This is a genomic window from Imperialibacter sp., from assembly GCF_040222815.1.
GTDB lineage: Bacteria > Bacteroidota > Bacteroidia > Cytophagales > Cyclobacteriaceae > Imperialibacter.
Genome location: NZ_JAVKCH010000013.1, coordinates 71,423 through 97,078, shown reverse-complemented (window position 1 = coordinate 97,078; position 25,656 = coordinate 71,423). Strand labels below are relative to the sequence as shown.

18 protein-coding genes are annotated in these 25,656 nt (G+C 46.5%); 14 read left to right on the top strand and 4 right to left on the bottom strand.

The genetic code is table 11. The features are described 5' to 3' along the window. Positions 1 to 206: 206 nt before the first annotated feature. Together RIF36_RS03510 and RIF36_RS28420 are read right to left on the bottom strand one after the other, a co-directional pair. Positions 207 to 1,010, bottom strand: coding sequence for a hypothetical protein (locus RIF36_RS03510; protein WP_350124892.1), 804 nt, complete (start codon positions 1,008 to 1,010; stop codon positions 207 to 209). 3 nt (positions 1,011 to 1,013) lie between these two features. Continuing rightward, the gene (locus RIF36_RS28420) at positions 1,014 to 1,211 is read right to left on the bottom strand and encodes a T9SS type A sorting domain-containing protein (protein WP_502880834.1); all 198 of its coding nucleotides are present in this window, start codon (positions 1,209 to 1,211) and stop codon (positions 1,014 to 1,016) included. A gap of 489 nt (positions 1,212 to 1,700) precedes the next feature. Between RIF36_RS28420 and RIF36_RS03505 the strand changes: the two genes are divergently transcribed. From RIF36_RS03505 to RIF36_RS03455, 11 genes are all read left to right on the top strand, one after another. Next, entirely contained in the window at positions 1,701 to 2,519 is an 819-nt protein-coding gene (locus tag RIF36_RS03505) for an alpha/beta hydrolase (RefSeq protein WP_350124889.1), read from the top strand. Continuing rightward, on the top strand, positions 2,446 to 3,162 hold the full coding sequence (locus RIF36_RS03500) for a hypothetical protein (protein WP_350124910.1): 717 nt from the start codon (positions 2,446 to 2,448) through the stop codon (positions 3,160 to 3,162). Before RIF36_RS03505 ends, RIF36_RS03500 begins: the two co-directional genes overlap by 74 nt. A 26-nt stretch (positions 3,163 to 3,188) precedes the next feature. Beyond that, complete coding sequence (locus RIF36_RS03495; protein WP_350124886.1) at positions 3,189 to 3,872, top strand: GNAT family N-acetyltransferase; 684 nt, start codon at positions 3,189 to 3,191, stop codon at positions 3,870 to 3,872. A gap of 61 nt (positions 3,873 to 3,933) precedes the next feature. Next, positions 3,934 to 4,842 (top strand): GlxA family transcriptional regulator, encoded by a 909-nt coding sequence (locus RIF36_RS03490; RefSeq protein WP_350124883.1) that lies wholly within the window; start codon positions 3,934 to 3,936, stop codon positions 4,840 to 4,842. A 48-nt stretch (positions 4,843 to 4,890) separates the two neighbouring features. Continuing rightward, complete coding sequence (locus tag RIF36_RS03485) at positions 4,891 to 5,844, top strand: NAD(P)-dependent alcohol dehydrogenase (RefSeq protein WP_350124880.1); 954 nt, start codon at positions 4,891 to 4,893, stop codon at positions 5,842 to 5,844. Positions 5,845 to 5,854: 10 nt separating this feature from the next. Beyond that, entirely contained in the window at positions 5,855 to 6,238 is a 384-nt protein-coding gene (locus RIF36_RS03480) for a DUF6010 family protein (protein WP_350124877.1), read from the top strand. A 56-nt stretch (positions 6,239 to 6,294) separates the two neighbouring features. Further along, positions 6,295 to 6,468: a hypothetical protein gene (locus RIF36_RS03475; RefSeq protein ID WP_350124874.1), complete on the top strand. Its 174-nt coding sequence runs from the start codon at positions 6,295 to 6,297 to the stop codon at positions 6,466 to 6,468. A gap of 24 nt (positions 6,469 to 6,492) precedes the next feature. Continuing rightward, positions 6,493 to 7,404, top strand: a complete 912-nt coding sequence (locus tag RIF36_RS03470; protein ID WP_151999604.1) for a GlxA family transcriptional regulator — start codon at positions 6,493 to 6,495, stop codon at positions 7,402 to 7,404. Between the two features lie 314 nt (positions 7,405 to 7,718). Continuing rightward, on the top strand, positions 7,719 to 10,301 hold the full coding sequence (locus RIF36_RS03465) for a DUF7133 domain-containing protein (RefSeq protein ID WP_350124872.1): 2,583 nt from the start codon (positions 7,719 to 7,721) through the stop codon (positions 10,299 to 10,301). A 27-nt stretch (positions 10,302 to 10,328) separates the two neighbouring features. Further along, the gene (locus RIF36_RS03460) at positions 10,329 to 11,438 is read left to right on the top strand and encodes a sugar phosphate isomerase/epimerase family protein (protein ID WP_350124870.1); all 1,110 of its coding nucleotides are present in this window, start codon (positions 10,329 to 10,331) and stop codon (positions 11,436 to 11,438) included. A 144-nt stretch (positions 11,439 to 11,582) separates the two neighbouring features. Then, positions 11,583 to 12,368, top strand: coding sequence for an SDR family NAD(P)-dependent oxidoreductase (locus tag RIF36_RS03455; RefSeq protein ID WP_350124867.1), 786 nt, complete (start codon positions 11,583 to 11,585; stop codon positions 12,366 to 12,368). Between the two features lie 50 nt (positions 12,369 to 12,418). Here the strand turns inward: RIF36_RS03455 and RIF36_RS03450 are convergent, their stop codons facing one another. Then, a complete protein-coding gene (locus RIF36_RS03450; RefSeq protein WP_350124864.1) occupies positions 12,419 to 13,747 on the bottom strand; it encodes a GntP family permease in 1,329 nt (442 codons plus the stop codon). An 83-nt stretch (positions 13,748 to 13,830) separates the two neighbouring features. Next, the gene (locus RIF36_RS03445) at positions 13,831 to 15,231 is read right to left on the bottom strand and encodes a purine-cytosine permease family protein (RefSeq protein ID WP_350124861.1); all 1,401 of its coding nucleotides are present in this window, start codon (positions 15,229 to 15,231) and stop codon (positions 13,831 to 13,833) included. Positions 15,232 to 15,561: 330 nt separating this feature from the next. Here RIF36_RS03445 and RIF36_RS03440 point away from each other — a divergent pair, with 330 nt between their 5' ends. From RIF36_RS03440 to RIF36_RS03430, 3 genes are all read left to right on the top strand, one after another. Continuing rightward, a complete protein-coding gene (locus tag RIF36_RS03440) occupies positions 15,562 to 18,999 on the top strand; it encodes a ThuA domain-containing protein (protein WP_350124858.1) in 3,438 nt (1,145 codons plus the stop codon). A 404-nt stretch (positions 19,000 to 19,403) separates the two neighbouring features. Further along, complete coding sequence (locus tag RIF36_RS03435; protein WP_350124855.1) at positions 19,404 to 24,740, top strand: tandem-95 repeat protein; 5,337 nt, start codon at positions 19,404 to 19,406, stop codon at positions 24,738 to 24,740. Then, positions 24,741 to 25,655: a PorP/SprF family type IX secretion system membrane protein gene (locus RIF36_RS03430; RefSeq protein ID WP_350090683.1), complete on the top strand. Its 915-nt coding sequence runs from the start codon at positions 24,741 to 24,743 to the stop codon at positions 25,653 to 25,655. Position 25,656: the final 1 nt, after the last annotated feature.

Below are 25,656 nucleotides of genomic sequence, written 5' to 3'. Positions count from 1 at the left end.
CTTAACGGAGAATGAAGAAAGTCTGAAGGTGGCCCAGAATCGTCGGAGCTAACAACCCTGGGAGATATTTTTCCTTTTTAGCTGTTTCATAAAAGGTCAACTGCCCACCTTCTAAGTCACAAACATGTCCAGCAGACGGCGGAAGCTGAATTTCTACCAGCAAACTCATTTGTAAATTCTGTCCAGGTTATTAGATGCTAAGATGCTCAATTAGAGATCACCACTTGCTTGTAAGAGAACTCAACCTCATCTTCCGGAGTGAGTTTATCTACAGTGACCCAATGCCAGCGAGCATATCCCACCTGGCAAAGACCGTAGCTTTTTACATTTATATCAAGCCGAAATTGATGTTCGGCATCCTGGATGAATCTACGAAATTCAACATGGCCTCCCGGCCAGCATCCGCCTACCATGATCTTATAGCCAAGCAGCGTTTGGCTTTCAAAATCTACAGGGGCCCCCATGGTTGCACCGGTTTGTTGGCTGACCGCCTCCCACTCTGAAGTTGAATTGATGACGTAGCCAGTATAAAACGGGCCTTTAACTTGCGAAATGTTAATATCAGCAGTTGACACACCGTCGCCATTTCTCGGATCTTTATCTAATTGATCTTTTAGGAGCGTCACCTCGACCAAATCAATGGTTGAGACACTGAGACTGGTCTCGCCTACCGTTTTGTCAGAAATGGTTACCAGCAATTGCATGCCCTCCTGTTTCAGGCTATCTGGGAAGCCATTGCAGACATAGGGCATCCAGGCACCTGCATATTGCCGCATTCGGGTGGTATCTACAATACCTAACTTGTAAATGAAACCACCGCCGTTGGGTATATTTGAAACTATAGCATATAGATCTCGCTTCAGCTCTCCGGAATGTAAACATTGCTCGGCTACGACGTTAACCGAGTCTTGATCCTGCTCACCACTTTCAGTATGGTCATCTTTTTCACCGCAAGCGAAAAAACTGGATGCCGCCAATAAAAGCCCTATCGCTTTGTTTATCAGGTTCATATATCATCGGTTAATTATGATTTTACTTTGTTCAAATAATCCATCGCCATGAACTTCCAACACATAAATACCCAGTGGTATATCTTTAACATCTAACTCAATAAAACTCCTATCACGGCTGACAATTGTCGGAACAAATACCTCTCCAGATAATCCAATCAGACGAATTGAAGTAATTACCAAGCTTTGGTAGAACCACACACTTATGCCAATGCTTTACCCAAGTTCATTACAAATTTTTCAACTTATTGATTACCAATAGGTAACAAAATAAGGTTTTAATCCCAGCAGGATCACTCAAAGGCCTAATCAGAAATGATTGGGCTTTTTTTAAATACCCAATCAACGATAATGGAAGCTGGTTTGAGAACATAGCCTTTGATCCGCCAGCGGGTGGACAAAGAATAAAGCTTAGTGAGAGATAATACGCTCAACATTGCTACGTGGGATTGCAATTCCTTTGTGTTCAAGTCTCCCGGAATATCATACTCCAAAATATCTATAGAAAGCCCCTTTTGCGTCGGGGGTCAACTTCTCCGCAAACTATTTTGGCGCATTACATCAACGCTATTCCACACCTCTCTTTCTGGCCGCCTAAGTTGTCCTTTTATGACGCCTTCTTGACCTAGGCGAATAACATCAGGAGCCTGACCTTTGTCTTGTCGAAGGACATCACAAAAAGACAATGTTATGAAAAGGCAAAAACTAACAACTCTTACACTGGGCGCCCTGGTCGGTGCGCTTGTGCTATTTCTGGCGTCGTGCAGCGAGGAAGAATTTAACCCGAGCCTGACAAGGGAATTCTCCATCCAGTCTACCTTCAATGGTGCCACTTATAAGATAAAAGTTGGACTTCCATTGAACTACAATTCGTCAGGGATAAAGCATTCTTCGATCTATGTTCTGGATGGCGAAGAGAGTTTTGACTTCGTTGCCAATCATTGCGAAGAAATATCCGATCGTTATTCAGTAACGAATGTAGTGGTGGTCGGCATAGGCTATGGTAATGACAGAGAGTTGGACTATACACCTACGAAAATCAGCCCGACAACAGGAGGCGGCGGGGATTTCTTACGTTTTCTTGAAAATGAACTAGTTCCGAGAATTGAGCAGGAGTTTAGTGTAGACACAACCCGAAACAGCCGGGCGATTTTGGGCCATTCGTATGGCGGTTTGTTTGGTGCATGCGCTCTGGCCGTTAACAATCAGTTGTTTGGCAATTACATTCTGCTAAGCCCATCTATCTGGTTTGATGATGAAGTTTCTCTGCTATTGGAAAAAGAATACAGAGAAAGGAACAGGGATAAACCACAGCTGGTATTTCTTGGCATCGGCGAGTCGGAGAATCTGGGCAGAATGCAAGCTCCGTTTGAAGCATTCTATCAAACCCTTCGAGACAACTATTCGAGTATCAGTCTATCAAAAAATAGGGAGGATGACCTGGATCATATGGGTTCAAAAAACCCCAACATCATTAAAGGGCTCACCTACTATTTCAAAAACAGATAATCCAAATACTAATGATAACGAGTATAAAAATATGAAAACAAGTAAATATTTACCTCTATTGATCTTGGTATTAGCACCCACATATGGGTTTGCACAACGTGAGCCGGCAGCCTCACCGAAAGATCATCCAACAAGAGAGCTGACCATCGAACCGGGTATAGGCATTCACACCAATTTTGGAACAGACCTTCTGCTTGCCGGCCTGATTCAATGGAACCCTTATAAGCGGCTAAGCCTTGCCTCACACACTTCCTTTAATATTAACAACCTTCTTCAGCGGGATTTCAACTATATAAAAACCGATTATAACTACTCTTTCAATCAAAAGTTTGGCGCAGGCACAACCTTCTACTCCAGGAAAAGCACTCATACACTACTACTGATGATTGGCGCCAAGTATACTGCCTTCAAAGAAACGGTATATAATCCCGCTGTTGATAAAGTAAGTGCCTCCATAAGCGCATTAAGCCCAGACTACGGATTAATGTATAGTCATAAGCGAGGATTAAAAAAATACTTTTTTACCGGACGCCTATATGTCCCCCTTTATCCCTGGCCTGTCAAAGGATCCGACATCAACTTTGTGGACGGCAACATAAATAACATCGCCCTCGAGGTGGGGGTCGGAATGAAGGTCAAATAACCGAACAATAAAAACACAAATTCTACATGGCACTATTCACGTTTTGGCATGGTGATGACTACCCAACACCGAAAAGGAAAAACCATATTTCAGTCAAAAGAGAGCTTGATGTGCTCACCCTGGCAAGGTTAATGAATCTAACAGAACAAGATATTCTGAAAAGGTTTCGGGAAGGCAATGAGGCCTGGGTGCTGAGGTTAAAAGGTATGCCAGTTTCGTTTGGGTGGTTGGGTCGCCAAAAAGCCCGGATCGGAGAACTGTCCAAAGAAATTGATATTCCCAAGGGGAATGCTTATCTGTGGAATTTCAGAACACTGGAGCCTTATCGGGGCAGGGGTTACTATGTTCAACTGCTGGGCACGATTTTACAGGCTGAAGAAAAAGTCAGTGAAAGAATATGGATTATTTCGGCCCCCGAAAATCAAAGCTCTTTCAATGGAATAGTAAAGGCTGGATTTAGACCAGTGGGTGATATCATGTTCAATTATAAAAATGATGTAGTTCTCCTGGCAAGTTCGGTGAATGAAAGGACTGTTGCTGCTGCGGAAACTCTTCAACTACCAATTACAACCGATATAACCCGACCCTGCTGGAGGTGCGCCAGCAACACAATGCAGAAACAGGCGTCGTGCGATTGTTACGAAAACAGTCAGCCCTGTCAATGCCGCAATCAAAACACTGTAACCGCCACAAAGCTGAGCACCGTGTGAGTTTGATGGTAAAGAATGCCACTTTGTTTTCCTATTTCCAAGCAGAGAATTAACACAAATCATGAAAACTATTGCCTTTATTATCCCGCCTACGGTTGAGCTACTTGATTTGGCCGGCCCCGTTCAGGTATTTACCGAAGCCAGGTTTTACCAATTTAAAATCAATATTGAGTTTTACGTTTTTCAGAGCAACCCGGTCAGCGCATGCGGGCTGGGTTTTGGAACCATCGCCAGCTTCTCGGATGCTGAGTTAAAGGATGGCGATTATGTTTTTGTACCAGGAATGGATCAAAATTATGTCCGAAGCCCAGCATTTCGAAAAGAAAAAAAATTCTTTGATTGGCTAAAAGACTGTGCCGGTAGAAAAGTAAACATCTGTTCAGTTTGCAATGGTGCGTTTGCATTGGGCGAGGCTGGTCTCCTAAATGGCCTGGAATGCACTACGCATTGGCGAACGGTAGACGAGTTGCAACTGCGCTTTCCCCAGACCAAAGTTTTGACGGATGTCTTGTATTCCAAGAACGCTGGCGTGAGCACGAGTGGCGGGATCACCGCAGGGATTGACCTGGCTTTATCCATTCTTAAGGATTTGGCCGGAGCTCCTTTTACTCAAAAGGTAGCAAGAGGACTTGTCCATTATCTGAGAAATAACGATCACAAAAAGGAAGTCATTTACCTGGACTTCAGAAACCACCTGAATATCAAAATTCACGACGTGCAAAACTACCTCGTCGACAACCTTTCAGGAGCGACATCTATTTCGAACCTGGCACTAGTTGCCGAAATGAGTCCGGAAAACCTGAAACGGGTGTTCAAGGAAACAACCGGAATTTCTGTTAGTGGGTATTTGACCCAGGTACGTCTAGAGACGGCCAAAACTCTTCTTAAGAATCCCGAAAACAGTCTGGCTTACGTGGCCTCCAGGTGTGGTTTAAAAACGGCCAGTCAGCTACAAAGAATTTTGAAATAGAAACAGAGTCAATTCCATTTTTTCTCATAACACAATAAAATAAAGAAAATGAAAGCAGCAGTCTACACTCAGTATGGTTTTCCGGAAGTTCTCCAAATCAAGGAAGTGGCTAAGCCGGTACCAAAGGACAATGAAATTCTTTTGCGAATTAAAGCTACGGCCGTTAATTCAGGTGATGTGCGGTTGCGAAAAGCAGACCCATTTGCAGTCAGGCTATTTTTTGGCCTTCTAAAGCCTAAGACAAATATACTTGGCAGTGTTTTTTCCGGAGAAGTCGAACTTGTCGGCAAACAGGTAAAACTTTTCAAGGCTGGCGACCAGGTTTTTGGACATGCCGATATGAGTTTTGGTGCTTACGCAGAATATATCGTTCTCCCGGAAGGCGGATCACTGGCGTTAAAACCAGCTGCTGTTTTGCACAGCGAAGCAGCAGCCATTCCTTTTGGAGGAGTCACAGCCCTACATTTTATCAAGAAGGCAATGATAAAGGCAGATCAAAAAGTTCTGATAGTTGGGGCCTCGGGAGCGGTTGGAAGTGCTGCCGTTCAGCTGGCGAAGTCGTACGGGGCAATTGTAACAGGTGTATGCAGCACTTCGAATACTGGCTTGGTAAAATCTATGGGTGCCGATAAAGTGATTGACTATACAGTCGAAGATTTTACGCAAAACGGTGAAGTCTACGATCTAATTTTTGATACGGTCAAAGCGATATCAGTTTCCCGCTCTTTAAAGTCGCTCACTAGCAACGGAAAAATGATTTTGAGTGCGGCGGGTATGCCGGAAATGCTTCAGGGGCTGTGGACATCTATAACGAGCAAAAAGAGTGTAATGACGGGTGTAATTAATCATACCGCAGCAGATATCGTTTTTCTAAAGGAGCTTACTGATGCAGGCAAATTCAAGCCAGTAATTGACAGAGCTTACCCGTTGGAGGGAATTGCTGAAGCACACGCCTATGTTGAAAAAGGGCACAAAAAAGGAAATGTCGTTATCAACATCTAATAACCAAGATATGACAAGCTTTCTTATTGGCCTTGGCACTACATTGGCGATAATTGCTTTCGCTGAGATATTCCGAAAGATTGACCTCAACCTCTTCGCTTCATTGAGCCTGGCGGTAATACCATTTATTTATATAGGATTTTCAATCGCTCCGCACGCTCTTTTGCTTACAATTCCAGGGGCATCGTTCTTTCTGATGTTTGCGTATTGGGGTTACAAAAAGAATTACATGCTCACGGTTATAGGCCTTGCACTACACGGGCTTTGGGATGTTCTCTTTCCCCATGTAAGCGAAGTAGCACCAGACGGATATGATATCTTCTGTATAACAATTGATGTTTTGCTGGCCTTGTACTTCTACATAAAGCTGAATCCAAAAAGAATAACCTTTTAGAAGCTTAGATTCCAGGAACGTAATTAACTAAACAAGTTTTTCAGTTCCGAAGATTGATGTTATCCAAAAAAAACGTTCGGGCCCATGAAGACTACATGCTGAAGCTTTCCGGTTATTCATTAAGGCAGGCAGCATGGGGAGGCAACGACTCACCCGGAAGGTTTCTGGTAAGAACGTATTTTCTGGCAGGTACCTATCCCAGTGAATTTGAGTCCGGAAATTATCGGTAACTTGTTTAGGTAAAAAAAACAGGTATGCTGAAAGTAGCCTTTATCGTTCCTCCCTTTGTTGAGCTATTGGATCTTGCGGGGCCTGCGCAGGTTTTTATAGAAGCCAAATCGCATGGACTTGATGCAGAGATTGAATTTTACAGTTATCATGACGGTATTATATCAACCTCTGGTGTTGCGTTTGGAGCAATAAAAAGTTATGAGCTGGCCAATTTGCAGCCAGGCGACTTCGTGTTTGTGGCTGGCACGGACCATGACTATTTACGAAGTGCACAGTTTGGTGCTGAGAAAAACTTTTTTAAGTGGATAAGCCAATGTGCGGACAGCCAGGTAAATACTTGCTCTATTTGTACGGGCGCCTTTTTTTTAGGTGAAGCCGGGCTATTGGACAACAGAGAATGCACCACCCACTGGAGGCGAACAGAGGAACTGAAGGCTCGTTTCCCGAAAGCGAACGTGCTGGCGGATTCCCTGTATGTAAAGAGCGATAATATTTATACCAGTGCAGGCATCAGTGCAGGCATCGACCTTGCGCTTGCAATTTTGGAAGCCCTGAAAGGACCTCATTTCGTTCATAAGGTGGCACGAGGCTTAGTGGTGTATCACAGGCGTGATCAGTCGCACTCACAAAAAAGCATTTATTTGGATTTTCGAAATCACATTAATCCAAAAATTCATGAGGTGCAGGATTTTCTTATCAACAACATCGGAGATGAAAACTCGATAGACGCATTGGCAGAAATGATAGCCATGAGCCCCAGAAACCTGACTCGGGTTTTTAAAGAGTCTACGGGGTTAACTGTTGTCGAATATCTAACTGAGCTTCGAAGAGAGAGGGCAAAAACGCTTCTCAATAATCCTGATTACACTATTGATTTTATTGCATCTCAATGTGGCTTTAAGTCTGCGAGGCAATTGCAGAGAATTTTGAGGTGACTCTCTTGGTTACGTCAGTTTCATTACTTTTTAGGATTCTCATCGAAAAGAGAAATTGGCTAGTAAAGCAGGGTGTCTCAAATCACGTCAAGGCTGCGGCGGCGATGTAGCTCTTATCCTGGCTAGAGCACCGAAAAAGCCTAAGGTAGCAGTCCTAGCCTTTTCTGTTTTTAGCCCATCTGTACTCCCACTACCATACCGTTATTGTAAAACATACTTGTGTATCCAGGCAAGATGTATCAAATTGTAGCTAACCACACACCAATACATTTGTGTGACCAGTTATACCTGCTTAAACATAAAATACATTTTCCTTGAGAAAGTTTTGCGATACAACGCCTTCGGCCCGTTTGTTCTCTTTTGTTATTTCGTCATTTTTCCTCATAGCTTGTTCCGACACTAACAAGCCGATCACTGATGATTCATCGGCTAAAACGCCTGAAGAACAGCTAGGCACTTTCCAGTTGGAGCCTGGTCTGAAGATTCAACTGGTAGCCAGCGAGCCAATGATTCAGGAGCCGGTATTTGCGGTATTCGACGAAGACGGCAGGTTGTGGGTGGTCGAAATGCGGGGCTACATGACTGACATTGAGGGCCATGAGGAAAATGACAAACTTGGAAGGATTTCGATTCTTGAAGACACCGATGGAGACGGTACCATGGACAAAAGCACTGTCTATCTCGACAGCCTGGCGCTGCCCAGGGCAATAGGCTTAACCAAGGGAGGAGCGCTTGTTGCTGAAAACAACGCACTTTGGGCCACAAAAGACCTGAATGGCGACCTTAAAGCAGATTCAAAAATCTTACTTGATTCAACCTATGCTTCCAATGGCATGCCTGAGCACTCCGACAACGGCCTGCTTCTCAATACCGACAACTGGTACTACAACGTGAAGTCGAGATTGCGCTACCGGTTGGTAAATGAAGAATGGGTAAGAGACAGCACCGAATTTCGTGGCCAGTGGGGAGTAAGTCACGATGACAAGGGGCGGCTTTTTTATAATTACAACTGGTCGCAACTGCATGCTGATCTTGTACCTCCCAATTATCTAAGCCGTAACAAAAACCACAAACCATCTACCGGTATCGACCACGGACTTACGATCGACAGAAGAGTGTATCCGATTCGATCCACACCTGCCGTCAACAGGGGGTATATTCCCGGTACGCTGGACGACAGTGAAAAGCTGATAGAGTTTACTGCAGCCTGTTCTCCGATGGTTTTGCGGAGCACCGTTTTTTCTAAGGAATATTACGGCAATGCTTTTGTGTGCGAGCCGGCCGGTAATCTTATTAAAAGAAATGTTGTGAGCGAAAGTGGTATAATGTTGAGCGCTACTGACCCACATCCCGGCACTGAGTTTCTTGCCTCTACTGACGAAAGATTCAGACCCGTGCATATCGCCCCAGGCCCCGACGGAGGAATGTATATCGTGGACATGTACCACGGCATCATCCAGGACGGAAAGTATGCCACGCCCTACTTGAAAGAGAAAACATTGGAGCGTCACCTTGAGCAGCCTATTCATATGGGAAGAATATGGCGGGTGGTGCCAGAAGATTGGCAGCATTCAGCCAGTCAAAAGCTATCCCAAGCGTCGTCAGATCAACTCGTCAACCTCCTTTCTCATCCTGATGGCTGGCAAAGAGATATGACCCAGCGTCTTTTGGTTGAGCGAAACAACCCGGATGTTACTCCGGCGCTTAAGGCCGTTGCCACAGGCAATGCCAACGACCTCGCAAGATTCCACGCCCTTTGGACAATGGAAGGACTTCACCAAAGCGACACTGACCTTCTAATCAGTCTTATATCGGATAAAAGTTCGCTGATTCAGGCAACAGCGTTAAGAATTCTGGAGCCCATAGCCTCAGCAAATATTGCCATTCAGAAAAAGGTGGAGGCGGCACTGATAAACAGCCATGAGGCCGCTGAAATTGAACAAGTGCTACAAATCGCTCTAAGCGCCGATGCATTGTCACCCAACATTTCGCAACAAATTCTGGAAGGCATTGTCTCCCGCCACTCCGATTCTCCGCTAATTCGTGATGCTGTTATGAGCAGCCTTGAAAACAAGGAATTCATCTTTATGCAACGGCTTTGGAACTCTCCTTCCTGGGAAAGCTCGTCTCAGCCAAAAGAAATCTTTCTTGAAATGCTCGCCACCTCAATCGTCAACAAAAGAGATTCAAAAGAACTTGGTGCACTCCTCGCAATGCTGAATGTGAACGAATCAGCATTCGGCTGGAAGGAAAACACTGTACTGACAGGCCTGGCCATTCAGCAAAGTAGTGCCAGCAAAAAAGGCCCTATTCAGCTAGCTTCTGCCCCCGCTATTCTCACAAAACCACAGGTGACTGTTGATCCAGCAAAGCTCGGCTCATTAAATGCCATGTTTGAGTGGCCAGGACATAAAGTGGAAGCCATAGCACAAACTGCCGGAAACACATTAAATGAACAGGAACGTGAAGCCTTTGCCCTCGGGCGGCAAAACTACCTCACCACCTGTGCAGGTTGCCACGGCACCGACGGTGCCGGAATAAGCCGTTTTGCCCCACCCCTTGCTGGCTCCGACTGGGTAACCGGCAGCGATAAGCGCCTGGCATTGATTATATTACATGGAATTGAAGGCCCAATCGAAGTTGCTGGAAAGTTGTACAACGCTCCTGAAATACTACCTGTGATGCCCGCACATTCGACCCTGGACGACAGAAGCATTGCGACTATTTTGACCTATATTAGAAACGAGTGGGGCAATAGCGCCAGTGCCATCAGTGGCCGCTTTGTGGGAGGAACGAGAGTGACTTCACAGGGCCGTGTTGTTCCGTGGACAGCTGCTGAGCTAAATACCCATATAGAAACACTCGACCAGGAAGAAGCAAAAACAAAAGCTCAATAAACCTACTGACACTTACACCGTACTACCATGAAAGCTTATGAAAAAGTTTTAGATCAAAAATCCGCTGGAGGGCCCTCCAGAAGGGAATTTCTCCAAAAAGCCGGCGTTGGCGCTCTGGCATTAAGCATGCCCTTTCCAGCTATGCCAGACTTTCTAAAAGATGTTCCGATGGGTGTTGTGGTGCATTCTTATGCCGCCAGGTGGAATTCCAAAACGGAAAGCAAAAAGTATCCACCCATGACTGACGCCATTCAACTCATGGAGCACTGTGCCAGCATAGGAGCCGGTGGTGTGCAAACAGTGGTGCGTGGCTGGACAGGCGATTTCGCAAAAAAGGCAAGAGACAAAAGAGAAAAACTTGGGCTATACCTGGAAGGATCAATTGGCCTTCCCAAAAAAGCAGAGGAAGTAGCGGATTTTGAAAAAGAGGTAATCGCTTCAAAGGAAGCAGGAGTGAGTATTTTGAGAACCGTCTGCCTTGGCACAAGAAGGTACGAAAGTCTGCACTCGCAAAGTGACTTTGACGAATACGCAAAAAATTCTCTTGCCTGGGTCAGGTTGGCCGAACCGATAGTTCGCAAGCACAAAATGAAACTGGCCATCGAAAACCATAAGGACTGGATGGCACCGGAGCTGGTCGATTTTGTCAAAACCATCGATAGCGAATGGGTGGGCGTAACCGTCGACTTTGGCAATAGCATTGCCCTCATGGAAGAACCTATGAATGTAGTCGAAACATTGGCTCCGTACGCTTTCACCACCCACGTGAAAGACATGGGGGTGATGGAATATGAAAAAGGATTTCTGCTTTCGGAAGTACCCCTCGGTATGGGCATTTGCGATCTGAAGAAAATGGTGGATGTTTGCAAAAAACACAACCCTGACATCAGATTCAACCTGGAAATGATCACAAGAGACCCTCTGGAAATCCCATGCCTGACTGACGACTACTGGAATGTTTTTGAAGGGGTTTCGGGCAAGTACCTGGCGAATACTTTAAGTATGGTCAAAGAAAAGGCTTCAAAAACGCCTTTACCATCGGTGGCTGGTCTTACAGCCGAACAAAGACTTGCATTTGAAGAAGAAAATAATCTGGCCTGCCTGAAATACAGCGCCAGCAATTTGAATATAAGATAGGTACATGGTTCTCGTTTGCAACGAGAACTTATGAGGCTTGCGCTTGAAGCGCACTTCATAAGAATTAACACTCGCTCAAAGTCTCCTGAACGGGGCGCTGAGGAAATTACTTTTTGATCATTATTAAAACTTGATATATCCCTGATGACTACAGAAAAACTACCCGGCATTAAACTATTCGACCTTACAGGCAGAACCGCCATCATTACCGGAGGCTCCAAGGGCCTGGGGCTGGCCATGGCGGAAGGCTTAGCCTCAGCTGGTGCCAACATCGTGTTGGTGAACCGTACCGAAAAAGATGGAGAAGAAGCCGCCAAAAACATTAGCAGCTCCTACGGCGTCAAAGCCATATCATTTGCTGCCGACGTAACCAACCAGGAGCAAACTGAAGCCATGGCCAAAGCGGCCATGGACACCTTCGGTCGCATCGACATATTGATCAATAGCGCAGGCATCAATATCCGTGGCCCCATCGACGAGCTTTCACTGGCCGACTTCAACAAAGTGATGGAGGTAAATGTAAATGGCACCTGGCTTTGCAATAGAGCGGTGACTCCCTACATGAAAAAGGCTAGAAAAGGCAGCATCATCAACATGGCCAGCACACTTGGGTTGGTAGGAGTTCCTAACCGTACGCCCTATGCTTCAAGCAAAGGAGCCATTGTACAGATGACTCGTGCACTGGCACTGGAATTTGCTCCATTCAACATCACCGTCAATGCTATTTGCCCAGGGCCTTTCCTCACAGAAATGAACGCCCCCATTGCAGGCACTGAAGATGGCAAAAAGTTTATTATCGGAGCCACGGCCCTTGAGCGCTGGGGTGAGCTGAAAGAAATCCAGGGAGCAGCTATTTTCCTTGCCAGCGATGCCGCCACCTATATGGTGGGCTCTTTGATTGCTGTTGACGGCGGATGGACAGCCAGGTAGTTTGCATTTCAACCCTCCAAGGATTCAAAACCACTTGGAGGGTAGAGAATTTAGATAAAAAGCGTGATCAAATAAATCATCATAATGGCTGTGAACGACATAATAAATGTACCCAGGCTGTGCGACTGATTCCCTTGTTTGATCGTCATGCCCGAGAGCTGCGTCATTGCCCAGAAGAAGCTGTCGTTGGCATGAGAGATAGCGATGGCACCGGCACCAGTTGCAAGCACTGCAAACACCCGCATCGTTTCTGTATCAAGACCAAGCGTGCCCAATAACGGCGCAATGATGGAAGCGGTGGTAATCATGGCCACAGTAGAAGAGCCCTGAGCAGTCTTTAACGAAAAGGCAATAAGGAACGGTAGGAAAATCCCCCAGCTAGCCCCACTTAACCCTGTGCTTACCAGGTCAGCAATGCCAGAATTTTGAAGCATCTTTCCAAACACGCCGCCTGCACCTGTTATCAATATTACCGGCGCAGCAATTTTCAATGCCTCGCCTATCCAGCCAGTAGAAGACAGCACCTGCTTATCAAACTTCTCCGGCAGAGCAAAAGAAAGGAAAGCTCCTAACAGAAGTGCAATCACAGGGCTTCCAATGAATAAGATAACTGTGATAACTGCCCCTTCACCCAACGGTTGGGTAGGGTACTTCGCTATTGAAGCAAGCACAATCAACAGTAGTGGAATAACAATCGGCAGAAAAGACTTGATAGCCGAGGGGTGTTTACCAATTTTCTCCTCTGTTTCGCTGGCTGCAAAAACTGGCTCCAATGGAATCTTCATAACGAATTTCTTCACAAAGAAGTAGCTCGGAATCAAAGTGGTGATACTGATGATCAGCCCCCAAAAAATGACCATTCCTAAATCGGCGTTTAGAATGCCGGCTGTAGCAATTGGCCCAGGTGTGGGCGGCACCAACGAGTGGCTGGCAGTTGCACCTAACGTAAGGGCGACAGTTGTGGCTGCGTAAGGCACCTTCCCTTTGAAGGAGAGCGACTTACTTATCGGGTTCATCATGATGAAGGTACTATCGCCAAAAACCGGTATCGACAGGATATAACCACAAATCATCATGGCCAGCATGACTGACTTTTCCCCAATCCACGAAAGTATTTTTTGGGCAATCACCAGAGCTCCGCCCGTTTTTTCCAGAAAGGTGCCTATCATTACGCCTAACAGAATCAGCAGGCCGATGCTGCCGAGCACTCCACCAAAACCGTCGGTGATGGATTTCAGGATGAGGTCGGGCGACATACCAGAAAGTAGACCGTAGCCAATGGCACCAACAAAAAGTGCAAGAAAGGGGTGGATGTCAAACTTTGTGATGGCAATCAGTATGAAAGCCAGCGCCACAAGAATAATCAGTAGTGTAAGCATGTGTAGGTGTAGGGTATGTGTTTTGTTAACAACAAAATCTTAAAATACCCTTTCCCTTTGTACTACGCAAGCCGCCCCTCAAATCATAAGCCTTTCTTCTGAGTCAGCTTACTGATAAACAGGTAAAGAAACCCACAGAGCAACCATGCGGGAAGTGTCAAAAAGCTAAGAAACACGCCTTTTTGAACAGATATAAAGTAGAACAAGCCGACACTAGATACCCATGCAACAAATACTGCAATGTTGAACCCAATGCCCGATTTCTCAGCATAGAACGTTTGTATACCCCAATTTTTAGCGAAGAAGTGTTCAAAGACAATGATGGCTCCTACCGGCGCCAGTATAAATCCATACACCGCCACAAAGTCAAGTAACTTCATGGCAAACGCCGGAAACAGACCGGCAATTGTTGCCAGTGCGCCTGCCAGGATAGTCACCCAGAAAGTTGACACTTTCGGCATGATTGCCTGGAAGGCAAGCCCAGCTCTATAAATGGTCGGGTTAGCTGTTGTCCAGCCAGCCAGAATGACCACGATGACTCCAAAAACACCAAGTGCATTGTAAGCCAGTGGCCCGGGCGCTACGGACGGCGCTTCGCCACTTGCCAAAATGGCCTGCGTTTCCGGCGCCCTCAAATAAACTGCATAAAGCAAACAAGCGGCTATCCAAGCCATGTAGTGCCCCACGTACATTCCTGCCGCAGTAGTCCAGCCTGAGCTTGCCTTTTTTGCAAACCTGAAGACCGTTAGGTCTGACATGCCAATGTGCACGGCAGCGTTGCAAAACCATGACCATATGGCTACATGCCAGAACGTATACTTGATTTGGCCGGGAAACGGCTCAGTGCCTTCTCCCCAAATATTCCAGAAATCGGAAAAAGAACTCACACCAAGCTGATTGGCAGCTACAATGCCCGCTGCAACAAAACCGAGCACAATCACCGGCGACATCCAGTTAGCCGCTTTGGAAACCGTGTTGTAGCCCTTGGCAGCAATCAATGAAATAACGATCCCTAACCCCACCACGATCAATACCCAGGTAATCCCGTTTGGCATCGTGTCAGTAAGCTTAGGCATATCCATATCGAAAGGAATACCGACGGCAGTAGCGGACACCGTAATCATTGAACCGGCCAGGAAGCAGAACAAGATGCCATTGGCCAGGTTGTATACAATGACCAATTTTCTTCCACTTATTTTTTCCAGGTGAAAATAAAGCGTGGTGCGGTACTTCACTGCCAGCTCAGCAGTAAGGTATCGCCAGCTCAACACCGCCATGAAGTTGCCAAGTAGCAAGCCAATGAGCAAATCAAAAGCGCTGACTCCCGCTGTAAGAAACAAGGGCCCGATGACAAACTCTGTTCCTGCGGCATGCTCCCCCGCATACATCCCAAGGAAACTTGTCCATCCCTTCTGTGCCGACGCTGGCACGGGCTCCCTTTCGTATTCCTCAGAAACTATAGCTTCTTTTGATTGATTCGTCATAATGTAGGTAGGTGTGTTCTAAATCTTTTGAAGCTAGAAGATAGAGAATTTGCAAGCATCCTGCACTATCCTGACGGGCGGGCGGCAACTATTTACTTCTAATGCACTAAAAACATTTCTGCCAGACAAAATGTAATATCGTCGAAACTCAATTAGTCGTCCAGAAAATGTCACCATTTGTAAAAAAACCGTTTTGCGGAATGCAAAAACGCCACTTTTACGATCCTATCTTTTATCTTGGGAAGTTTTTATACATAATTTCGGTTTATTGTGTTAATGAAACAAATTAAGCTTAGTTCAATCGTCTCATACCCATAAAAATTACGTTCGATGAAACACCCTTTGTCTATCATAAAAAGCCTTTTCCTGGTGGCTTTTTTAACGCTGACTTTCCTTTCTTGCTCAAAAAAATCAGGGCCTGCTAAAGTTTTAGTCTTCAGTAAAACCGCCGGTTGGCACCACACTTCTATCCCTTTTGGCATTGCAGCTATCCAAAAGCTGGGGGCTGAAAACGGTTTTGAGGTGGACACCACCACAAATGCAGATTACTTCAACGAGGACTCGCTGAAGAACTACTCATCAGTTGTTTTCCTCAGCACCACTGGTGATGTGCTCAATCACTACCAGCAAGCTGATTTTGAAAGATATATCCAGGCCGGTGGAGGATACATGGGTATCCATGCCGCTGCCGACACTGAATACGACTGGCCATGGTACGGCAAATTAGTGGGGGGCTACTTCCTCGATCACCCAGGCATCAACGACAAAAGCCCAAATGTGCAGGAAGGCGTTTTGAATATAGTTGACAAGTCGCACCCAAGCACCAGCTTCCTACCTGAAAAGTGGACAAAAACCGACGAGTTCTATAGCTATAAAAACCTCAATCCTAACACTAACGTGGTAATGACCATCGACGAGGATAGCTACGAAGGCGGGGCCAAAATAGGCAACCACCCGATGGCCTGGTACCACGACTATGACGGAGGCCGTGCCTACTACACAGCCCTGGGCCATACAGATGAGTCCTACACAGAAGAACTTTACCTCAAGCATATACTGGCAGGGATTCAGTATGCCATTGGCGACAACAGCGAACTTGACTATTCAAAGGCAACCAGTCTGAGGGCCCCCGAGGAAAATAGATTCACAAAAACAATGCTCGCCGAAGGGGTATTTTACGAGCCTACTGAAATGACAATCCTGCCCAACTTTGACATTCTTATTGCTCAGAGAAGGGGTGAAATCCTGCTTTACAAAAACGGCACTGGAGAAATTAGTGAAGCCGCCAAGCTTGATGTTTACCATCAGAGTGGCGTGAAGGGAGTGAATGCTGAAGAAGGAGTTCTGGGCATTCAGAAAGATCCCAACTTTAGCACTAACAATAATGTATTCATTTTCTATAGTCCAAAGGACACCTCGGTTAACAGGCTATCCAGATTCAAGTATGCAAATGACAAAATTGACCTTGCATCGGAGAAAGTGGTGTTGGAATTTTACTCGCAAAGGGGAATCTGCTGCCACACAGGTGGCTCAATTGCCTTTGATAAAGATGGCCTTCTTTATGTTTCGGCTGGTGATAACTCGACTCCTTTTAACGAGCCAGGCGGCAAATATGTCAACAATGGCTTTGGTCCACTCGACGACAGACCAGGGCATGAGCAATATGATGCAAGAAGAAGCTCAGGCAATGCCAATGACCTGCGTGGAAAAATCATGCGGATCCGGGTGAAGGAAGATGGTTCTTATGAAATACCCGACGGCAACCTGTACCCTATAGGCACTGAAGGTACCCGACCAGAAATTTACGTGCAAGGAAACCGCAACCCGTATAGGATTTCTATTGACCAGAAAACCGGCTTCCTCTATTGGGGTGAAGTAGGGCCGGACGCTGCCAACGACAGCATGGAAGTGCGGGGCACACGTGGTTACGACGAGCTAAACCAGGCACGCAAGGCCGGGAACTTCGGCTGGCCCATGTTTGTAGGCAAGAACTATCCTTACCGTCAGTACAACTACGCCACCGGAGAGTCCGGAGAGCTGTTCGATGCTGAACATCCGGTAAATGATTCAAGAAACAACACGGGTATCAAAGAGCTTCCTCCTGTAGCGCCAGCATTCATTTGGTATCCATATGCTGCCTCCAAAGAATTCCCCCAGGTGGCCACCGGTGGAAGAAACGCAATGGCCGGGCCCGTCTATTATACTGACATGTTCCCCGCCGCTACGAGATACCCTGATTACTACAACGGCAAACTTTTCATCTACGACTGGATCCGTGGTTGGATCAAAGCTGTGACCATGTACCCTAATGGCGACTATGAGAAAATGGAGCCCTTCATGGAGCATACCAAATTCAACTCATTGATTGATATGGAAGTAGGCCCTGACGGAAAGTTCTATTTGCTTGAGTATGGAAATGGCTGGTTCGCTAAAAATGACGATGCTGCACTTTCAAGAGTGGACTTTAATGGTGGCAACAGAGCGCCTTCGGTAGAGCAAATAGCTGTTAATAAAAGCTCCGGCACACTGCCACTTGAAGTAACTGTAACTGCAAAGGCCAGCGACCCTGAAAGAGACAAGCTTACCTACACATGGGATTTTGGCAACGGAGAAACGCAGCAGACAACCGTTCCTGAAGTTACCTATACCTACTCAAAAATTGGCGACTATACCATTACAGTAGAAGCAAGTGATCCGGCTAAATTGACCGCTAAAAGTAGTTCGATCTCAGTTTATGCTGGCAATGCAGCGCCTGATGTAACAATTAGTGTAAAAGGCAACAAGTCATTCTATTTCCCAGGAAAAAATGTGGAGTATGCCGTAACAGTAAGTGACAGCGACGATTCGTCAGAACCAGATATGGCAAGCCTGTTTGTGTCAGCCGACTACATCGAAAGCACCGACCAGGCAGAGGCAACTCAAGGCCATCAGGTAATTTCGGAGAACATGATCGGGAAGAACATGATGAACTCTCTGGATTGTAAGGCTTGTCACAAAGAGGTTGAAAAATCGATTGGACCCGCATACATCGATGTGGCCAAAAAATACAAAGGCAATCCTGACGCACTTAATATGCTAGCCCAAAAGGTGATCGCCGGAGGAACTGGCGTATGGGGTGATGTGGCAATGGCAGCCCACCCCGGCCTGAAGGAAAGTGATGCAAAAACAATTATTAGCTGGGTGCTTTCATTGGCTGATGATACCGAGGCTGGCAAGTCACTTCCTGCAACCGGATCGCTGAAGCCCACACTGGACAAAAAGCCAATGGACAATGGCTCGCTGATTATTAGAGCTAGCTATACTGACAAGGGTGGTGCCAATATCAAACCTCTGGTTGGTTCATCCACTTTGAGACTGAAGAGCAGCAAGTTGGATTTGACAAAGGCGAGCAACCTCGATGGCTACACTACAATGTCATTCAACGGCATGAACCTTCTGCTTTTGCCAAATGCAACCGGATCGTTCAGCCTTGGCAACATTGATTTAACCGACGTTAGCGGGGCCGATTTTATGACTGGCAGCCAGCAACCGATGGCCAAAGGCTATACGTTCGAAGTTCGCCTTGATGCAGTTGATGGCAAAAAAATTGGTGAAGCCTCGTCGACATCAGGAACCTCATCTGCTGCTGGAATGAACGCCAGCATGTTCACGATCAATTTCGAACCGGTAACGGACGGAAAGCTTCATGATTTGTATATCATAAGCAAGCCAAACGACGGAGAAGACGTAACTGGTGCAGTGGTGGGCATAACGTTAACCTCCAAATAGTTATTATTCATTTGTTACTACTCATAAAAAAAGCTCCACTTTTCCAAGTGGAGCTTTTTTTATGCTTAAAGTGGGATAAAACTTGACTACTCCGCCATGGCTTGCCGATTTGATTAATATTACCTACCTTTCATTGTACGTACATCAACTATGACGACTGATTTTTAAGAAAATCTAATTAGCTGGTGGGTACAACTGGTAATTTTTACAACGGACTGGCTGGAATATTTATTCGTTTTTTTGTTCACCAAAATCCCTCAGTCACTAAACTTCTTATTCTTTTCTGATTGCTAACAAGAAGAAGCTGCATTAAAAGGCTTCAACGTGTTAACCCATAGGCAGATTTCTGCACAGGTAGAATTCGGGGGTAGTGACATCGGGGCAAGGTGTAAAGTGATAACTGAATGTTCCGCTACAAGATTTTATTAACCTCGGCATTCGTGGTGCAATGCCTGATTGCCCATGCTCAGTTTGGCCAAATCGAGCTGCACGGAAACGATGCTGTTTTCGATCCAAACAGTGACGGCTATGTCTCCGCCACTACTGCTGGCTTCGATGCTAACGCTGGGTACACGCCTGATCAGTTTGAGTTTGCCATGTTTGGTTTGCCCAAAGTTGGAGATGGTGACGTGATTGGCGATGCGGCGGGCCCGTCGTGCAGCAACACCGACCTGACTCCTGATTCGCAAGGCTACTCGGCTTACGCTATTCTTAAAGACGGCAACCTTATTTTTCGGTTTAGGGTAGCCAACAATAAGCAAAATGTTCCGGGTTATTCTGTGCTGATTGATACAGACGGGCTACTCGGCCCCTCTGATCCGGATTATGTGGAGGGGTCAAGAAACCCTGGCTTTGAAATTGACATTACGCTAATAAGGGGCCCATCTGCTAATGCTCACGGCGTAAGGGTGTACGATATTGATGGAGGTAACAACAATTGCTCGGCTGTGATGTCTTACCCAATAGGCACCTATCACCAGAGAGCCATTGGCGATATTGTTGGCTGCAATCAATATTCCTATTTCTACGACTTCTACGTCCCTTTCGCTGACCTTACTTCTCAGTTTGGCATTACCACTGCCACAGAAATCAGGTTCATTGCACTAACCAACAACAACGCCACCTGCGCCATGAGTGGCAGCATTTCGGATATCGGCGGGGTGAATGATGAAGACTATGCATCACTATTTGATGCGATGACGGCATTGTCGGAGAACCAATGTCCTACCAACCTTGGCAACCTTTCCGAAGGTGGAGGAGGCTTTTTGGAAGGAGTAACAGAAAAGCCTGCTTTTGATACCCCAATCAGGGAAGGGGATGACTTTATCACAGGCACTGCCGAGCCAACTGCCACAGTGACAATCAAGCTCTATCAGGATGCTTCTGCCAGCACTCCTCTTGACACCAAGACTGCCATTGCTGATGCCGAAGGACTATGGTCTATCACATTTGACGATCCGTTGGTGGGGGGGATGCTACTTTCTGCAGTTGCCCAGCTGCCAGGCACTTGTGGCTCCAATACCAACAACACCGATCCTGACAATGAAGTAGTGTTGGTAGAAGTGGTGGTTGTACCCAACTACCCTCCTGTTTTGACGGCCAGCGTCACTGATGCCAGTTTCACAGAAGGGGACGTAGCACTTATCATCGATCCGGCCATAGCGGTATCGTATCCTCCTGAAGCCGACTACCCCATTGGAACCACCGTCATAGTTGACGCCCGGATAACAATCAGTGGTAACTATGTGAGTGGAGAAGATGTGCTTCAGTTTACCAACCTACCCGAAATTACAGGGGCTTTCGATGGCGGCAGTGGTGTCTTAACGCTTACCTCATCCGAAAGGGTAACGCTTGACAATTATGCGGCAGCCCTACGAAGCATTAAATACTTTAACGGCAGTCAAAACCCTTCTTCGGCCACAAGAACCGTACAATTTGTGATCGACGATGGTTATCCTGGCGGCGTGAGTAACACAGTTCAAGTTGACATTGCACTGGTGCCCGTCAATGATGCCCCGGTTACAGGAGGCAACAATCCTAATACCGTCACCTATCCATCCGGCGGTGGGACTATCCAGGCCAACCAATCCGTCACAGTTTCTGATGTTGACAACACCACGTTTGAAAAAGCGGAAATAAGGATCATTAATGTATTGGACGGCGCTTTCGAAGAGCTCCAGTTCACCGACATCAATGGCATCATCAACGTAACCAGCTTCTCTGGCGGAGTTTTGACAATTGAGGGAAACGCCTCAATGGCAGCTTATCAGACAGCCCTTCGGGAGGTTGTATACGCCAACACAGCTCCTGTAGTAACCCAAATCGCCCGACAGCTATCCTTCCGGGTTTTTGACGGTACCGCCTGGAGCAATACCTACACTAACAGTTATATAAATTTTGACGGATACAACAACCCGCCGGTAGTTTTGGACGAAGGGGGAAACGCTGTAACCGAGCTGTTTTTTGAATTTGACGAAGACTCACCAATAGAAATTTGCCTGGACATACAGGATCCGGAGTCCGATTTAGTTGTAATCAATTCTAATACTCTTCCCGTCAATGGCCTGGGCGTAGTGACTAATCACCCATCAAATTCCCTTTGCCTCATTTACACCCCAAATGACAATGTAAATGGCACTGATCAATTTACAGTAAATGTATGCGACCAGCCGACACCAGGTGTTAATGGTCAATGCATTAATATTACGATTCACATCACCATTAACCCAGTCAACGACCCCCCTGTGGTTGTTGAGAAGACGGTAGACGTAAATGAAAAGGAAACCACGAGTATTTCATTCAATGTAACCGACCTGGAGTCTGATCCTCTCACTTTCACTTCGGCCACTTCGGCCAACGCCACGAACAGCATTACGGGCAATTTCACTTTTGACTATACCCCAAACAGCGGCTTCCTTGGGAATGATGAGGTAACCGTGAAAGTGAGTGATTCGGGGGATGCAGATTTGTTTGACGAAGGTATTATCACCATCAACGTATTGGATGTCCTCGAAGAGCCTGTTATCCTCGGAGATGATGGCGTAGCTGGAGAAGACCTTAACGTTACAACAAACAAAAATCAATACGTGGACTTTTGCTTCACTGCTAAAGATCCTGATGCCGGTGATCTCATTTCGTTTGCCAGTGCTTCTCAGCTCACAACTGACGCCTCAACGGTTGAATACCTCCCTGGCTTCTCCGGGTCGCCTTCTGCAAACAGGACATTTTGCTTCAGGTTCACCCCCGAAACTGGCTTTGTTGGTCAGTCAGAATGGACTTTGACAATCTGTGACGACAGCGATCCGGGCACTCCAAAGTGTGGTGAGATCAAAGTCATTGTCACTGTGGATCCTTTTAATTATCCACCGGAGATCTTGATTAATGGCAGCACTGACCTTACGGTAGAAGTGCCGGAAAAAACAACCTCCTCTATTTGCGTAGAGGTTGATGACCCCGAAGGTGACGATCAGTATGTGACCAGCGGCTTGTCGGTCGGAAGCATCGGCACAATCGGTCTTGGAGCGACACAGAGCCTATGTTTCGACTATACTCCGCCCACAGATTTTATTGGAGAAGACGAAGTAGAGGTAATAGTGTGCGACGTACTTGACAATTCGGTTTGTACAACGGCTTATATTACGGTGATTGTGTTTGATGTCAACGAACCGCCAGTGCCGGAAGTCAATTCCTTGCCAGTGGAGACACTAAACCTAACGACTCCGGAAGATGTGCCCCTGCTGCTCTGCTTTGACGCTACTGACCCTGAAGGTGATAACATTTCTATACAATCTGTGTCAAATACTTCAGGAGGAGGCACACTGGTGGCAGCCGAGGGCGAGGGTTTCTGCTTCACATTTTCACCAGCCGCCAATTTTTCCGGCACCTCAACCTGGGACATCGAAATTTGTGATGATGCGTCTCCATCCCTTTGTGGTACGCTTCAGACAATCATAGAAGTGACTCCCGTCAACGATCCGGCCGTACTCATAACACAGGAATTTGAGGTTAATGAAAAAGTGACCACTCAGATATGCATTGAGGTAACCGATGTGGAAGGAAACACCAATTACCTGACTGGCGCAACCTCCACCGGCGCTATCGGAAAAATTGCTAATGGGGCACTGGATGACCTGTGTTTCGACTACACGCCACCTGCAGACTTTATTGGTGTGGATGAAATTGAGGTAACTATTTGCGACGAATCAGACAATTCCATTTGCCTGGTGGCACCTGTAAAAATCACCGTTGTGGATGTGAACGAGCCACCAGTTGAGCTGGTCAACGGTGTTCCGGCAGACACTTTGTTCATCAGCACTCCCGAAAACATACCCGTCGACTTCTGCTTTGAGGTAGTCGACCCGGAAGGCAACAATGTGGTGCTTCAAAGCATTACCAACAAAGAGGGCGAGGGTTCTCTCGCAGCTAATAACACCGGTGCTTTCTGCTTCACTTTCTCTCCCGTGACCGACTTCATCGGTCGTTCGGTATGGGATGTCGTGATTTGCGATGACGGGGTGCCTTCTTTATGTGGCAGCCTCATAGCTATTATCGACGTTACCCCCGAAAACACCCCTCCAACTGTGGTAAGCAAAACAGTAGATGTGCCAGAAAATGTGACTACCCCAATTTGCATTGAAGTAACTGATGAAGAAGGCAATACGCATGTATTTACTTCAGGCAGTTCGGTAAGCTCAATCGGGTCAGTGAACAACAGAGTTGCAAATGATCTTTGTTTCGACTACACCCCACCTCAGGACTTTATCGGCGAAGACATTGTGGAAGTCACTATTTGTGACACGGGCGATGCTTCGATTTGTGGCACTGGGCTGATTACAATAAATGTGATGGAAGTCAATAATCCCCCTGTGGGTTTGGTTAATGGCGCTCCTGCCGACACGTTAAGGGTGTCCACATTGGAGGACACAGCGGTCAACTTTTGTTTCGAGGCCCAGGATCCGGACGGTGATCAGATTTCCCTCAATCGGATCGACAACATCAGCGGCGGTGGTGCCCTGACCAGGTCTGGCGCTGCTCTGTTCTGTTTTGACTACATGCCCTCAGCAGACTATAATGGCACAGCCTATTGGGAGGTAGAAATGTGTGACGACGGAAACCCGGTTCTGTGCACAAAGCTAGTTATTGAAATATCAATTACGCCAGTAAACGATGTCCCCCTGGCCAACAGAGACACGCTAAGAGTACTGCGAAATCAAGACTTCTCTATCAACATTCTGGATAATGACATTGACGTGGAGGGTGATGATATTCTCCTGAGCACAACTCCTGTGGTAGAGCCGGGCAACGGAAGCCTGACAATGTTCCAGGATGGTTCAGTGTCATACCGATCAAGCTCAACATTTATGGGGATCGATTCGCTGGTTTATCAAATCAGTGATACGGCTGAGCCAAACAACTTTAGCCAGGGCGTGGCAGTGTTTATCGTCGAAGACCTCCCGTTCACAGTGTATGAGGCGGTGTCTCCCAATGGAGACGGTATTAACGACTACTGGCGGATTGAGGGGATCGATTTCTACGTCAACAATCAGGTCAGGATATTCGACCGATTCAACAACATAGTTTTCGAAACAACCGGTTACGACAACAACGAAAGGGTATGGACAGGGCAATCGAACAAAGGGCTTGGAGGTGGCAAGCTCGCCGACGGCACCTATTTCTACGTGATCTCCCTTGTCCAGTCCAATAAAACTTACAGTGGATTTGTAGTTCTGAAGAATAATTGATTGAGAAAAGTCATCTATATCCTCGGTTTCATGCTGTGGTCATTTGGATCACTGCACGCTCAGCAGGCGGCCTCCTATGCGCAGTATATGTTCAATGGATTGGCCATTAACCCTGCTTATGCAGGCAGCCACGAAGTGCTGAGCGCCACAGTTATTTCCCGGTTTCAAAATGTTGGGCTGGAAGGTGCCCCCAGCACCCAGACCTTTTCAGGGCACGCCCCACTGTTTAACAAAAATGTCGCCCTGGGGGCTCTTTTTATTCACGACAAATTTGGTGTGATCAGTCAAACGGGCGCACACCTTGCTTACGCTTACAGGATAAAGTTCGGCGACAGAAAATACCTGTCAATGGGCGCTCAGGCCGGGCTGATTTCCTACAGAGCCAATTACAGCCAGCTAAATCAGTTTCAATCATCTGATCCGGTATTTCAGGAAGACATCAGACAAATGCGTCCCAATTTCGGGCTCGGAGCGTTTTTTACAGATGAGAAGTATTATATAGGTCTTTCGATGCCACACCTTGTCAACAACGTCTTTGACAGAGGCACTGACTTAAAAACTGTGTATCAAAACTTCCCTATCATCTTAACGGGAGGTTATATGCTAACGCTTACCAACCAGATAAAATTTAAGCCCAATTTGCTATTTAAAATGTTAGACCAAAGACCTATTGAGCTTGATGTGAATGCCAATTTTTTATTGGATGAAATTCTCTGGGCAGGATTATCTTACAAAGTCGGAAGCGCATTGAATCTCATCGTGCAGGTGCAGGTGACTGACCAGCTGAGTGTCGGGTATTCTTATGCCATCACCACTAGTCCGATCAGGTCGGTGGAGCTGGGATCCCACGAAATGCTACTCAATTATAGATTTAAATACAGGAAATATGGCGTGATCACGCCACGATACTTCTAAC